General features: G+C 56.8%; 12 protein-coding genes. 8 read left to right on the forward strand and 4 right to left on the reverse strand.

The genetic code is table 11. The annotated features are described in order from the left end of the window. Positions 1-35: 35 nt before the first annotated feature. A complete protein-coding gene (apbE, locus tag ACKWMY_RS19805) occupies positions 36-1,067 on the reverse strand; it encodes an FAD:protein FMN transferase ApbE (RefSeq protein WP_024530637.1) in 1,032 nt (343 codons plus the stop codon). A 145-nt stretch (positions 1,068-1,212) separates the two neighbouring features. Between apbE and ACKWMY_RS19810 the strand changes: the two genes are divergently transcribed. Beyond that, complete coding sequence (locus tag ACKWMY_RS19810) at positions 1,213-2,328, forward strand: SLC13 family permease (protein WP_074028063.1); 1,116 nt, start codon at positions 1,213-1,215, stop codon at positions 2,326-2,328. Here ACKWMY_RS19810 and ACKWMY_RS19815 read toward each other — a convergent pair. Then, a complete protein-coding gene (locus ACKWMY_RS19815) occupies positions 2,297-3,748 on the reverse strand; it encodes a PLP-dependent aminotransferase family protein (RefSeq protein WP_409486873.1) in 1,452 nt (483 codons plus the stop codon). The genes ACKWMY_RS19810 and ACKWMY_RS19815 overlap by 32 nt on opposite strands. Before the next feature lie 92 nt (positions 3,749-3,840). On the opposite strand from ACKWMY_RS19815, the gene ACKWMY_RS19820 reads away from it, so the two are divergent. Then, positions 3,841-4,293 carry a rhodanese-like domain-containing protein gene (locus ACKWMY_RS19820; protein ID WP_024530640.1) on the forward strand — a complete coding sequence of 151 codons (453 nt, stop codon included), beginning with the start codon at positions 3,841-3,843 and terminating at the stop codon, positions 4,291-4,293. Here ACKWMY_RS19820 and flk read toward each other — a convergent pair. Then, positions 4,290-5,315 carry a flagella biosynthesis regulator Flk gene (gene flk, locus ACKWMY_RS19825; protein ID WP_024530641.1) on the reverse strand — a complete coding sequence of 342 codons (1,026 nt, stop codon included), beginning with the start codon at positions 5,313-5,315 and terminating at the stop codon, positions 4,290-4,292. The two genes, ACKWMY_RS19820 and flk, sit on opposite strands and share 4 nt — an antisense overlap. Before the next feature lie 180 nt (positions 5,316-5,495). Here flk and ACKWMY_RS19830 point away from each other — a divergent pair, with 180 nt between their 5' ends. Genes ACKWMY_RS19830 through ACKWMY_RS19845 form a run of 4 tightly spaced genes read left to right on the forward strand, consistent with a single transcriptional unit; the run spans position 5,496 to position 9,156 of the window. Beyond that, a complete protein-coding gene (locus tag ACKWMY_RS19830) occupies positions 5,496-5,864 on the forward strand; it encodes a hypothetical protein (protein ID WP_024530642.1) in 369 nt (122 codons plus the stop codon). A gap of 49 nt (positions 5,865-5,913) precedes the next feature. Beyond that, positions 5,914-7,947, forward strand: coding sequence for a protein-disulfide reductase DsbD family protein (locus tag ACKWMY_RS19835; protein WP_409486874.1), 2,034 nt, complete (start codon positions 5,914-5,916; stop codon positions 7,945-7,947). After that, positions 7,947-8,663, forward strand: coding sequence for a DsbA family protein (locus ACKWMY_RS19840; protein ID WP_199062918.1), 717 nt, complete (start codon positions 7,947-7,949; stop codon positions 8,661-8,663). Before ACKWMY_RS19835 ends, ACKWMY_RS19840 begins: the two co-directional genes overlap by 1 nt. Further along, positions 8,656-9,156: a protein disulfide oxidoreductase gene (locus ACKWMY_RS19845; protein ID WP_199062919.1), complete on the forward strand. Its 501-nt coding sequence runs from the start codon at positions 8,656-8,658 to the stop codon at positions 9,154-9,156. The genes ACKWMY_RS19840 and ACKWMY_RS19845 overlap by 8 nt, the downstream gene beginning before the upstream one ends. Here ACKWMY_RS19845 and ACKWMY_RS19850 read toward each other — a convergent pair. Next, positions 9,153-10,607: a PLP-dependent aminotransferase family protein gene (locus tag ACKWMY_RS19850; RefSeq protein WP_409486875.1), complete on the reverse strand. Its 1,455-nt coding sequence runs from the start codon at positions 10,605-10,607 to the stop codon at positions 9,153-9,155. The genes ACKWMY_RS19845 and ACKWMY_RS19850 overlap by 4 nt on opposite strands. Positions 10,608-10,775: 168 nt before the next feature. Between ACKWMY_RS19850 and ACKWMY_RS19855 the strand changes: the two genes are divergently transcribed. Together ACKWMY_RS19855 and ACKWMY_RS19860 are read left to right on the forward strand one after the other, a co-directional pair. Next, on the forward strand, positions 10,776-11,762 hold the full coding sequence (locus tag ACKWMY_RS19855; protein ID WP_409486876.1) for a DMT family transporter: 987 nt from the start codon (positions 10,776-10,778) through the stop codon (positions 11,760-11,762). A gap of 184 nt (positions 11,763-11,946) precedes the next feature. Further along, positions 11,947-12,576 carry a CatB-related O-acetyltransferase gene (locus ACKWMY_RS19860; RefSeq protein ID WP_409486877.1) on the forward strand — a complete coding sequence of 210 codons (630 nt, stop codon included), beginning with the start codon at positions 11,947-11,949 and terminating at the stop codon, positions 12,574-12,576. The last annotated feature ends 7 nt before the right edge of the window (positions 12,577-12,583 follow it).

A 12,583-nucleotide genomic window follows, 5' to 3' on the forward strand; every position in this document is an offset into this window, starting at 1 on the left:
TTAGGGTGAGGGGACAACACGTGAGCCAAAACTCTTTACTGCACCAAAAACGCCTTAAACTGCGGCGTCATCACCGCGCTGAAGCCGTCATCGGTTTTGCTGATCAAATACACCGCCAACCCTTTCTCTTCGGCCAGTTTCAGCGCTTTTTCCGTGCCCAGCACCATCAACCCGGTATCCCAACCATCGGCTTCCAACGCCGTAGGGGCAATGACCGTGGCGGAAACCAGCTTATGGGTGATTGGCCGCCCGGTGACGGGATCGATCACGTGGGAATAGCGCTGACCGTCCTGCTCAAAGTAGTTACGGTAGCTCCCCGAGGTGCTGATGCCATAGCCTTGCAGATCAACCAGTGCCTGCACCGCATTTTCCCGGTCGGTGGGCTTTTGGATCGCCACCCGCCAAGGCTTGTTCTGGCCATTCACGCCGCGTGATGAAACGGCTCCGCCCACCGAGACCAGATAGTTGGTGATGCCTTTGCGCGCCATTAACTGGACCAACTGATCCACCCCGTAACCTTCGCCCAGCGTAGAGAGATCGACATACATTTCCGGCAGATCTTTTTGCAGCCATTCACCCCGATTGTCGCTGAGTAATTTCAGATGCTGTAGGCCAATATGCTGGCGGGCTGCATCGATTTGCTGCTGGCTGGGGACTTTGACGGCCCGCTTGTCCGGGCCGAATCCCCACAGGTTAACCAATGGACCGACGGTGATATCCATCGCGCCCCCGGTATCACGGCCAATGCGCTGAGCGGTGAGGATGATATCGGCCATTCCACGGGGGATGGGCTGCGGCTCGGCCGTGGTGTTCTGGTTGAAGCGGGATAACACCGAATCGGGGCGGTAGGTGGAAATATCGTCGTTGGCCTGCTCCAGCAGTGCATCGATCTCCTGCTGCAATTGTTGTTTGCTCTCGGTGACAGTGCCGCTGACCTTCACGCTATAGAACGTCCCCATGGTTTTGCCTTCGATGTCGATCTGGGGGCGGGTGTTGGCATCGTTACAGGCGGCTAGCAGCATCAGCGCCGCGCTGAGCAGCAGCCTTTTGGCAATGGAATTGGCCATAGAAAATCCTAAAAGCAGGGAAAGACGACGGGTATAAAACAAAATACGATAAATGGAAAGGGCAACGTGCTTTTTTACTGGCGTAATTCAAGAGCTTCGGCTAACGTCGTTTTCCAGTCTTCGCTTGAAAAATAAGAGTAAATACATGAGTTCAAATGCGGTGACCAGTTTGTTGAGGCCATTTTTGCATGACCGCTTCCTGCATGCGTTGCTGCTGATGGGGATGCTGCTGTACGCCATTGGACCACAGCCGCTGAGGGCACTCTCTGGCTTTATCGATTGGCGCACCATCATGACCCTGCTGGGGTTGATGCTGCTGACCAAAGGCGTTGAGGTTAGCGGCTATTTCGATTTTATCGGCCGCCAGATCGTGAACACCCTGCAAAGTGAACGCTCACTGGCACTGTTTCTGGTGTGTGCCGCTGCGGTGCTGTCGTCGTTTCTCACCAACGATGTGGCACTGTTTATTGTGATCCCGTTGACCATTACGCTGAAAAAGCTCTCTTCACTACCGATCAGCCGCCTGATCATCTTCCAGGCACTGGCGGTTAACGCCGGGTCGTTGCTGACGCCGATTGGCAATCCGCAGAATATTTTGCTGTGGAGCAAGTCTTCGCTGACCTTTATGGAGTTTATCGGGCGCATGGCACCGTTTGGCATTCTTATGATGCTTAGCCTGCTGGTGGTCACCTGGTTCAGCTTCCCGGCGCGGAAAATTGTTAAAGCCCCAAACACCCAACCTTATCCTTATCAATTGCGTCTGTTGCTGGCCAGTGTCGCGCTGTATGTGGCCTTTCTGATCTGTCTGGATTTGGACGTGCCGTTGTATGGCGTGTTACTGGTGTTTGCCGGTTTTCTACTGTTGGCTCGGCAGGTGCTGCTGCAGATTGACTGGAGCCTGATCTTTGTATTTCTCGCCATGTTTATCAATATTGGCTTGCTGACCCAACTGCCAGCGCTGCAGCCGTTGTTTGACCAGATTGCCTCGCTGGCGGACGGCAGCGTGTATGTGTTGGGGATCGCTTTATCCCAAGTGATCAGCAACGTTCCGGCGACCATTTTGTTGTTGAACTATGTACCTTCCAGCGCCTTGGTGGCCTATGCGGTAAACGCCGGGGGATTTGGCCTGGCGATCGGCTCACTGGCGAACCTGATCGCCCTGCGGATGGCGGGAGAACGCCAAATCTGGCTGCGGTTCCATTACTATTCGATACCGTTCCTGGCCTGGGCTACGTTGGTGGGGTGGTTGTTACTGCGTTAATTCGATTCAGCCGCTCGACGGCCAGCGTTATCTCCCCTGGCGTAAGGGCGGAGAACCCCAATAACCAGCCGTCGCGTCTGGCGCGGGTGTTCTGATACTGCGTGGACAGGCCGGGGGTAATGACGCCTAGCTGTTGCGCCTGTCGGGTCAGTGCTGCCTCTTGGCCCTCCGGTAGCCAAACGCCGAGCTGTAGCCCGCCGCCCGCGTGCTGTGGCGTGGCAAAATGCTCCAGGTGCTGTGCTAGCTGTGTCAGTAGCCAATCACGGCGGCTGCGATAGAGTTGGCGCATGTAGCGGATGTGGGCAGCAAAATGCCCTTGCAGAATAAACTCTGCCGTGACGGCCTGTGCCAACTGGGCGCAATGGCCGTCATAGACCGAACGTGCGGTGGTAAACGCCGTCACCAGCGCGGGGGGCACAATCAGATAGGCCAGACGTAACGAAGGGAACAGCGCTTTGGAGAAGGTGCCGACGTACAGCACCGTGCCGTGGCGATCCAGACCCTGCATGGCGGGCATCGGTTGGCCGTCATAGTGAAACTCGCTGTCGTAGTCATCCTCAATAATCCAACTTTGCGATTGCCGCGCCTGTTCTAACAGGGCCAATCGCCGCTCCAGGCTGAGTGCCACGCCGGTGGGGTACTGATGCGAAGGCGTCAGATAGATCAGGCGAGGGGGAGGTAACGAACCGTCTGGCTGTAGCCCGGCCTCATCCACCGCAACCGGTACCAGATTAGCTCCCGCGCTGGTAAATGCATTCTTGGCTCCGTTGTAACCAGGCTCCTCGACCCACACCACATCTCCGCTATCGATCAGCAAGGTGGCAATCAACTGCAATGCCTGTTGGGAGCTGGTCAGTACGATCACCTGTTCCGCGTCGCAGTTCACGCCTCGGGTTTGGCAGACGTAACCGGCAATGGCTTCACGCAGCGGCAAGTAGCCTTGGGGATCGCCATAACGCAGCAGTTTTTCCCCCTGTAGCCGCAACCGTTGGGCAGTGAGCTGTTGCCACAGCTTCAGCGGGAAGGCGCGCAGATCCGGTGAACCGGCAGCAAACGGCAGTGGCTGCTGTGGATCACGGCAGCCCCCGGTTTGCACAATCGCCAAACCGCGCTGTGAGAGCCGCAGTTGGCCGCTGGATTTGCGTTTTGGCGCAGGCTTGGCGATCTGGATAGCGACAGAGGTGCCTTGACCCACCCGGCGATGTAGATATCCCTCGGCTTCCAGCTGCGCATAGGCGGCTTCGGCGGTAACCCGTGAGACGCCCAGATCGGCCGCCAGAACCCGCGAGGAGGGCAGCCGCTGGCCCGCGCTTAACGTGCCGCTATGGATCGCCGTGCGTAGCGTATTACACACTCGCTCACGTAGCGTGCCCTTCGCGTTATCCGCCTGTTGAAATAGCGTCAGCAATACCTGAGACATAATCGGTCTTATTACCTTGGCAAAATGGGTCTCAACCATAAGACCAAAATCAGGCACTATTGTCATCAATCTTAAGGCACTGGAGTTGCACTATGAACGTCTCTTCACTGGTATTGGCTTTTCCCCCGGCAGCGGTAGCACAAAGCCTGGATTATCTGGCGGCTAAGCTCAGCTTTTACGCCGACTCGGCGGATGTGGCGGAAGATTTGCGCAATGGCGTCAGCGAGATTGTGGTGATCGATACCCGTGCCAGCGCGCTTTACTCCGCCGGGCATATTCCTGGAGCGCTGAGCTTTCCCCACCGCTTAATGGATGAAAGCAGCACCTCATCTCTCGATCGTGACAAGGTCTATGTCACCTACTGCGACGGTATCGGCTGTAACGGTTCCACCCAGGGGGCATACAAGTTGGCCAAGCTCGGTTTTCGGGTCAAAGAGCTGATTGGCGGGCTGGATTTCTGGCTACGCGATGGCCATCCGGTGGCCATCGGTGTTGAGCAGGGGACGATGCAGGGGCGGGATAAAGCACCGGAGTGCGGCTGTTAAAACAGCGCCCAAAGTACCAATGCCAATACGATAACGCCGACAACCAGCGCCAAGGGCTTACTGAACACCGACTGTAAAGGTTGCGGCAGGGCGGCGATTAGCGGGTTAAGCAATGGTTGCGGCTGTTGAACGTCACTGTGTAACGACGGAGCGTGGCCAGCCTTGTCCAGACGGCGGGTAAACAGTTGCTGGATCACGTCGTTTAGCTGCGCGTGGGTCAACGGCGTATTGAGGTTGCCGTTAAAGCGGTTCTGGCAATAGTCATTGAGCTGTTGCTGCTCCTGCTGGTCTGCTGGCTGTTTCAATACCGCCAGCAGGTTTTGCAGCGTCGGCGCCGTTTGCGGGCTGAGCGCCAATTTCACCTGCATAAACTGACTGAGCAGTTGAAAGTGGCGTGCGGGCAACGGATCGTTGATTTTTACCCCGACCAGATCGAACAGTGCCTGCCAGAGTTTGGCCGTTGTCTCACCGGTAGCCGCGCTGAGCTTGGTGACCTGCTGCTGCAAGTGCTGATGTTCCGCAGGCAGCAGCGAACGATCGCTGGTGGCCGTTTGTTGCGGGTGAGGGATTGTCAGTTCGCCGGTCCGCAGCAGGTTCAACACTTGCTGGAGCTGCGGGTGGCTCAGCTGGCTTAACACCGTATGGCCAAATTGCTGGCGGATAAAGTCGCTGACCGCCTGGCGGTTATTGCCTTGTGGCAGCAGTTCGGTGAGCTGTTGCAGCAGTTGGCGGCTGGCATGGCTCTGCTGTGCCACGGTAAGGCGGTTTTGCAGTAGCTGTTCCGCCGGTTGGAAATGGCGTGCCAACAGTTCGCTGTGGTTATCCGCCCCTAATTCATGACGCAGCGTGACCCAGATCTCGGCGGATTTGGCTGGGCTGAGGGCCATGATTTTGACGATCAGTTTTTCCAACTGGGTGCGTTGGGCCGGGGAGAGCGGTTGATCGTCGGCAGGGGGCGTAATGCCAGCGGTCGGAGGGTGATCGGCTGCGCCAGGAGCGCCAGGTCCACTTAATGGTTGCATATCACCAGTCCTTCGCAGTGTATAGAGTCGACATACCCGGCGAAAAGCACAGGCTTAATCGCTTATGATACCTGTAATTTCGTGCCATCAATACCGCCGCCAGACATTTCTTTACAGGCCAATCGTTGCTTATCCTATTTGCGCCGCTAAGATAGGCGCAGATACGGCATTGAGGGCGTGATGATAAATCGGCAGCGGATTGCAAAATGGTTTTTAACCCTGGCTTGCCTGGTGGTACTGACGTGCCTCACCCAGCGCATGGCGGGCTTGCATACCTTGCAGCTGGCCCTTGGCCTGCCCACTGTCAGCGTTAGCCAATCCTCGGCCAGCGGTGATGAAGAGGCCACCACCACGACCCCTTGTGAGCTGAGTGCCAAATCGCTGTTGGCTTCTCCACCGGTGATGTTTGAAAACGTGCTGTTTGGCCTGGGGATGTTGCTGGTCCTGCTGGCTCCGATCATTGCTCCACGCCTGCCGTACCCTCCTATACGAGTTATTTCCCCCACCACCCTCAGGGTGCATCTGCGATTATGCGTGTTCCGTGAATGAGTTAATCCCTCGTCAAACCGAGTGACTAATTTATTTATGGAGAACAACTATGTGGAATATCATCAGGCTGGCGTTGGCTTGCCTGTTAGTGCTTTGGCTACCTGCGACACAGGCAGCGGATAGCGGCTGGCTGCAAAGCCCGCAGAACGACCATGCGCAAGTCAGGCTGCGTGCCGACGCCAGCAACGGGGACGAAACCCGTGTGCTGCTCGCTGTTGAGTTGGAAAAAGGATGGAAAACCTACTGGCGCTCACCAGGGGAAGGGGGCATTGCGCCGGCTATCACCTGGCAGGGCAACCCACCACCGGCAACCTGGTTCTGGCCAACGCCGCAGCGCTTTGACGTGGCAGGGATCTCGACGCAGGGCTATCAGCAGCGGGTTACGCTGCCCATCGTGTTAAAGGGGGCTGCGCCGCAGCAACTGGCGGGAACGCTTACCTTATCCACCTGTAGCAATGTCTGTATCCTCACTGACTATCCGTTCAAACTGGATCTCACCACCCCGGCTGGTCCGCAGTTCAATCACGACTTTGCTCAGGCGATGGGGCAGGTGCCGATTGCCAACGGGCTGGTGGACAGCCTGCGCGCCGGTTATCACAACGGCGAGTTGCAGATTAGCGCGGAACGTAGTGCGGGTTGGCAGCAGCCTGAGCTGTTCTTTGATACGGTGGCGGGGGCCGATTTAGGCAAGCCAACGGTCAGCAGTGATGGCGAGAAACTGCAAGCGCGAGTTCCCGTGAGTGATGGCTGGGGAGACGCAGCACCGGATCTGCGCGGTAAACAGGTGCGGCTGGTTATCAGCGATGCTGGGATCGCTCAGGAGGCTACGCTGACCATTGGCGGGCCGCTTGTTTTACCCTCCAGCGCAGCTTTCCCCTTGTGGCAAGCGGTGTTGATGGCGTTAGCGGGCGGTTTCATTCTTAACCTGATGCCTTGTGTGCTGCCGGTGCTGGGGATGAAGCTAGGCTCCATCTTACAGGTCGAACAGCGCGATCGGCGTAGCGTGCGTTGGCAATTTCTGGCCTCTTCCTTGGGGATCGTAGTGTCTTTCATGGCGCTGGCCTTGTTGATGACGCTGTTGCGCCTGAGCAATCACGCGCTGGGCTGGGGGATCCAATTCCAAAACCCGTGGTTTATCGGTTTTATGGTGCTGGTGACGCTGCTGTTCAGCGCCAATCTGTTCGGCCTGTTCCACCTGCAACTCTCTTCCTCGTTGAATACCAAGCTGGCCACTCATAACGGGCGTGGCTTGAGCGGTCATTTCTGGCAAGGAGCGTTTGCCACGCTGCTGGCAACGCCTTGCTCGGCACCTTTCCTGGGAACGGCAGTCGCCTTTGCATTGGCGGCCCCGTTGCCGGTGCTTTGGGGTATGTTTGTGGCTCTGGGAATTGGTATGAGCCTGCCCTGGTTGCTGATTGCCGCATGGCCAACGTTGGCGTTACGCCTGCCGCGCCCTGGCCGCTGGATGAACGGGATGAGGCTGGTACTAGGTCTACTGATGCTGGTGTCTTCGCTCTGGCTGCTTAGCCTGATGACCAACCATATCGGCGTGAGGCCGACTCTGATTGTCGGTGCCATCTTGCTGCTTGGCTTATTGCTGGCGGTGTGGCAACGGTTAGGTGCCCGGTCAGCGGGGATCGCGGCGGCAAGCGTGCTGGTGGTAGGCGGTTTGGCATTGCTGGTGGGATCGTTGACGGCCAACCAGTGGCGACAGCCGTTACACGACAACATCGCCTGGCAACCGCTTTCTGAGCAGGCGATTGTGCAGGCGTTGGCCGACAACAAGCGGGTGTTTGTCGACGTGACCGCCGACTGGTGCGTAACCTGCAAGGCTAATAAATACAACGTATTGCTGCGCGATGAGGTGCAAAAAGCACTGACCGCCGGGGATGTGGTGGCGTTGCGCGGTGATTGGAGCCGCCCGTCGGAAACCATCTCGGCCTTCCTGCAACAGCGCGGCAGCGTTGCCGTTCCCTTTAACCAAATCTATGGCCCCGGCTCGCCAGACGGCGAAGTGCTGTCACCGCTGCTCACCCGCGAAGCCGTTCTGCAAGCCCTGTCTACTGCCAAAGGAAACCAATAATGAACAAGTTACTGATGTTACTGCTGCTGATTGTCACCCCGGTCTGGGCTGCGGCTCCTTTCACCGCCGAGCAGGAAGTGCGGATCAAAGAGCTGATCCGCGAAACGCTGGTCTCTAACCCGGATATTCTGGCGGAAGCGGTTAACGCCTGGCAGCAGCAAACCAACGGCCAACAACTCGGCCAGGCGATTGAGCAAAATAGCAAAATCCTGTTTGACGATCCTGCCAGCCCAAGATTGGGGCCCAAGAATGCCAAGCTGACTCTGGTGGCTTTCACCGATTACAACTGCCCGTACTGTAAGCAGTTTGATCCGATGTTGGAGAAGATCGTCAGCAAATATCCCGATGTGGCGCTGGTGGTGAAACTGCTGCCGTTCAAAGGGGAAAGCTCGATCGCCTCATCACGGGTGGCGTTGACGGCTTGGGAACAGCATCCTGAACAGTTCTGGTCGTTGCATCAGCGCCTGATGGCAAAAAAAGGCTTTCATGACAATGCCAGCATCGCCGCAGCGCAAGAGAAAACTGGCGTTAAGCCGGTTGCTCCCAGCGAGCAGAGTATGACCTCGCTGCGCACCAATATGCAGTTGGCGGAACAGTTTGGCGTGCAGGGAACGCCGGCCACCTTGATTGGCGATCAGATGCTGCCGGGCGCGGTGTCTTATGAGGATCTGGAAGCGCTAGTGAAGCAGCAATTGGCGAAGGTAAAAAATGGCTAGGTTGCGGCGCTGGGCGCGCGAACTGCTGATTTTGCTGTTGCTCGTGCTGGGGGCGATGTTCGCCATGGATTGGTGGCGGGCCCCGCAGGCTCCCTTGACCTTTGACCAACAGATGCTGGAAACCCTGGACGGAGAGCCGGTGTCGTTGGCGCAGCTCAGCCAGGATAAGCCTTTGTTGGTCTATTTCTGGGCCAGTTGGTGCGGGGTTTGTCGCTTTACCACGCCTTACGTGGCCAAGCTGGTAGCAAACGGCGCTAATGTGATGACCGTGGCACTGCGTTCGGGCAATGACCAGCAGGTTGAACAGTGGTTGGCGGCTAAGAAGCTGCAAATGCCGGTGGTTAACGATGAGCAGGGCAAGCTGTCGGCGCAGTGGCAGATTGGCGTGACGCCGACCCTTGTGGTGATCTCTCAAGGCAAGGTGGTGCAGAGCACCACCGGCTGGACCAGCTATTGGGGCATGAAACTGCGGCTCTGGTGGGCCAGCGTTTAATTCCCCATAACCTTAACAATCGCCCGGCAGAGCCGGGCGATCCCTTCGGTAATCAACTCCGGCGTATTGGCGGCAAAATTCAACCGCAAACCATGTGCACCGTGCTGCTCCTCAACATAAAAGCATTCGCCACGGGCAAAGGTGACACCCTGTTGCCAGGCTATTGGCATCAACGTTGTGGTGCTTACGGTAGGTGGCAATTCCAGCCAGATAAACAGCCCTCCCGCTGGGATTTCAAACCGACAGCCGGGTGGCAGGTGCTCGCTTAATGCAGCCACCATAGCATCACGGTGCTGGCGGTATATCCTTCCCGCCCGACGCAGTTGCTTGTCGTAGCTGCCAACGGTGACAAAGGCGTCCAGTGCGCGCTGGATCAGGTTGGAACTGGTAAAGCTGTCGACATGCTTGAGCCGTGAGAATTGCAGATACTGTTCGCTGTCCGCTACCAGATAACCGATGCGCATACTGGGCAGCAGCATTTTGGAGAAGGTACTGACATAGATCACCGTGCCTGCGGGAGCCATGGCGCGCAGTGACGGCAGGCTTTTACCGTTGTAACGTAGATCGCCAACAAAGTCGTCCTCCAGGATCACTATCCCGGCCTGCTGCGCCAACGCCAGCAAGCGGCTGCGTCGGGCTTCGCTCATACAGCGCCCGGTGGGGTTATTGAAATTGGGGATGGTGTAGATCATTTTTGGCTGATGTCGTGCGATCAGCTCCGGTAGTTGTTCAACGCACATGCCGTAACGATCGCTGGGCACTGGAACAATGTTGATCTGGTGCAGGTGCAGCAACCCCAAAGCTTCGGCATAGGTGGGCTCTTCGACAATCACCGTATCCCCTGGGCGTAATAGAGTTTGGAAAATCAGGCTGATGGCATGTTGCGAGCCGTTGGTGATTAACACCTGTTCGGCACGGGTAGGGATACCTTGCGCCGTCAAGATCCGGCCCAGCGTGTCGCGCAGCGGGTAGTAACCACAATAATCACCGTAGCTGAAGGCCTCTTCCGCATGACGACTGAGGATCGACAGCAGGATCTTGCGGAACGCCTCCATTGGGAACACCTTGGGGCTGCCGACGCCAGCGGCAAAGTTGATGATGTGCTCCGGCAACGGAATATCTGGATAACCGTCCAGACGCGATGTCGTGGTGGTGAAACGATCCGCAGGGAATAGCTCGCTGGATGCTGGCCGCTGCTGCATGGGGGCCGGTTGCAGGTGGCGGACATAGGCGCCGCTGCCACGCCGCTGTTGTAACAATCCTTTGGCCGTCAGTTCGGCGTAGGCACTTTCCACCGTCAGGCGGCTGACCGAAAGCTCGGCGGCCAGGCTGCGCGTTGACGGCAATTTATCGCCATCGGCAAAGGTGCCGCCAAGAATGGCGCGGCGCAGCGCTTCTTCGATCTGTAGATACAGCGGAATGTCCTGCTGACGATCCAGTGGAATATGCATGAAATTGGCCCGGTCACATAAGTCTGATTTCACTATATCCCAGAGTAACAAGGCTTAGCACCGATTAAAGTGGCCTGCATAACATCGTAGCAAAGTGGCTATGGTGGCAAAATCTGGCCGCGTTAAAATCTCCACCAGATGATTATGCGGTGGAATTTTGAGGGTGTTATGTCGTTACCGTCGGGTGTTGTAGCAGAACCAGTTGTGGTCAGTGGTGGGATCCTGCGGGGAACCAACCAGGGTTACGTGATCGCCATAATCAGTGCCATGCTGCTGGCCTTCACCGCCATCATCATCCGCGCGCTGACCGAGTATTACCATCTACCGACGTTTGTGCTGGCCTTCTGGCGTGCGGCCCTGGTGGCCCTGGTATTGCTACCGTTATTGCTGCTGTTCAAACCGCAATGGGCCTATCTGCGTCGTGAACAGGTGCCGTTCTACGCTGGCTACGGTTTGTTGTTGGCGCTGTTTAACAGCTTATGGACGCTGTCGGTGGCGCTCAATGGCGCCTCGGTGGCGACTATTTTGACCTATTGTTCGGTCGGTTTTACCGTGTTCCTGGGCTGGATGATGTACAACGAACGCCTCAACCTGCGCGAGTTGTTGGTGATTGTGGTCAGCCTGGGCGGCTGCTTCCTGGTCAGCAACGGCGACAGCATGGGCAACAGCCGTTTTGATCTGTTGGGGCTGATGGTCGGCATGCTGTCCGGCATTGGTTACACCTTGTATACCCTCGGCGGGCGTATCGCCAGCGAGCGGCGTTACCCGGTGTGGAATACCATCCTGTACGTATTTGGTTTTTCCGCCGTGTACCAATGGTTGTTCAACACCTTGCTGACGTTTTTCCCCTTGGCGGCATTTCACGGTATGGCGGGGGACCTGTGGTTTCTGTCCCAGGGCGTTCAAGGCATTCAGTGGAGCGGCTGGCTGTTGCTGCTCACGCTGGCCGCCGGGCCAACGCTGCTGGGGTTTGGCCTGTATAATATCAGCCTGAAAACCCTGCCGCTGGCGGTGGCCAACCTGATCCTGTCGCTGGAGCTGGTATTTACCGCGGTCATTGCCTATTTCCTGTTGGGGGAAAACATGAACCAGTTACAGCTACTGGGTAGCGCGTTGGTGATGGGCGGGGTGTTGATGCTCAGAAAAGCCAAGTAGGCTTGGTTTTCTGCGCCAGTTTGTTACCATTGGCCGCGAAACAACAGGGTGCAAACAGAAAATGATCATTAATCCAAGGTTAAAACGAGCGCTTATCGCTTGATGGGGCAGTGTTTTATGAACGGAAAACGCTGCCACTGACATTACGTTCCGTGGCTCTTGCAATAAATTAAGAGAAGAAGCCATGACTGAGAAACACTGGTCACAAGTAGAATTACTCCACCAGACGGTAACCAACCCCAATATCCTGATCAAGGGAACCCACAGTTATTACAGCCATTGCTGGGATGACAGCTTTGAACGTTCCGTAGTGCGCTATTTGCACGGCGATGCGGTCAGCCAACAGTGGGAGCCCCTGGGGAAGCTAGACAGGTTGCACATTGGCGATTATGTCTGTATCGGTGCCGAAGCGGTGATCCTGATGGGCGGGAATCATACCCATCGTATTGATTGGCTGAGTCTGTATCCCTTTATGGAAACCATCCAGGCGTCTTATTTGCCTAAAGGTGATACCAGCCTTGGCGACGGCTGCTGGATCGGGATGCGGGCCATGTTGATGCCTGGCGTGACGATTGGCGAAGGGGCGATAGTTGCCGCCGGTAGCGTGGTGACTGCGGATGTCGAGCCCTACGCTATCGTTGGCGGTAATCCGGCCCGGATGATTAAACGGCGGTTCTCTGCGGAGACAATCGAGCGTTTACTCGCGTTGCAGATTTACGATTTGCCCGCCGAGGCGTTCGCCAGCATCCAGCCTTTGTTGGCCAGCGATGATATTACGGCCTTGGAACAAGCTGTTGAGGTTATATGCCAATAATAAGTCG

It is taken from the genome of Serratia sp. J2, assembly GCF_046269175.1.
GTDB lineage: Bacteria > Pseudomonadota > Gammaproteobacteria > Enterobacterales > Enterobacteriaceae > Chania > Chania fonticola_C.

Bases quoted from the DNA above. Each gene is read 5' to 3' on its own strand.
- apbE (WP_024530637.1), bottom strand. From the start codon at position 1,067: ATGGCCAATTCCATTGCCAAAAGGCTGCTGCTCAGCGCGGCGCTGATG.
- ACKWMY_RS19810 (WP_074028063.1), top strand. From the start codon at position 1,213: ATGAGTTCAAATGCGGTGACCAGTTTGTTGAGGCCATTTTTGCATGAC.
- ACKWMY_RS19815 (WP_409486873.1), bottom strand. From the start codon at position 3,748: ATGTCTCAGGTATTGCTGACGCTATTTCAACAGGCGGATAACGCGAAG.
- ACKWMY_RS19820 (WP_024530640.1), top strand. From the start codon at position 3,841: ATGAACGTCTCTTCACTGGTATTGGCTTTTCCCCCGGCAGCGGTAGCA.
- flk (WP_024530641.1), bottom strand. From the start codon at position 5,315: ATGCAACCATTAAGTGGACCTGGCGCTCCTGGCGCAGCCGATCACCCT.
- ACKWMY_RS19830 (WP_024530642.1), top strand. From the start codon at position 5,496: ATGATAAATCGGCAGCGGATTGCAAAATGGTTTTTAACCCTGGCTTGC.
- ACKWMY_RS19835 (WP_409486874.1), top strand. From the start codon at position 5,914: ATGTGGAATATCATCAGGCTGGCGTTGGCTTGCCTGTTAGTGCTTTGG.
- ACKWMY_RS19840 (WP_199062918.1), top strand. From the start codon at position 7,947: ATGAACAAGTTACTGATGTTACTGCTGCTGATTGTCACCCCGGTCTGG.
- ACKWMY_RS19845 (WP_199062919.1), top strand. From the start codon at position 8,656: ATGGCTAGGTTGCGGCGCTGGGCGCGCGAACTGCTGATTTTGCTGTTG.
- ACKWMY_RS19850 (WP_409486875.1), bottom strand. From the start codon at position 10,607: ATGCATATTCCACTGGATCGTCAGCAGGACATTCCGCTGTATCTACAG.
- ACKWMY_RS19855 (WP_409486876.1), top strand. From the start codon at position 10,776: ATGTCGTTACCGTCGGGTGTTGTAGCAGAACCAGTTGTGGTCAGTGGT.
- ACKWMY_RS19860 (WP_409486877.1), top strand. From the start codon at position 11,947: ATGACTGAGAAACACTGGTCACAAGTAGAATTACTCCACCAGACGGTA.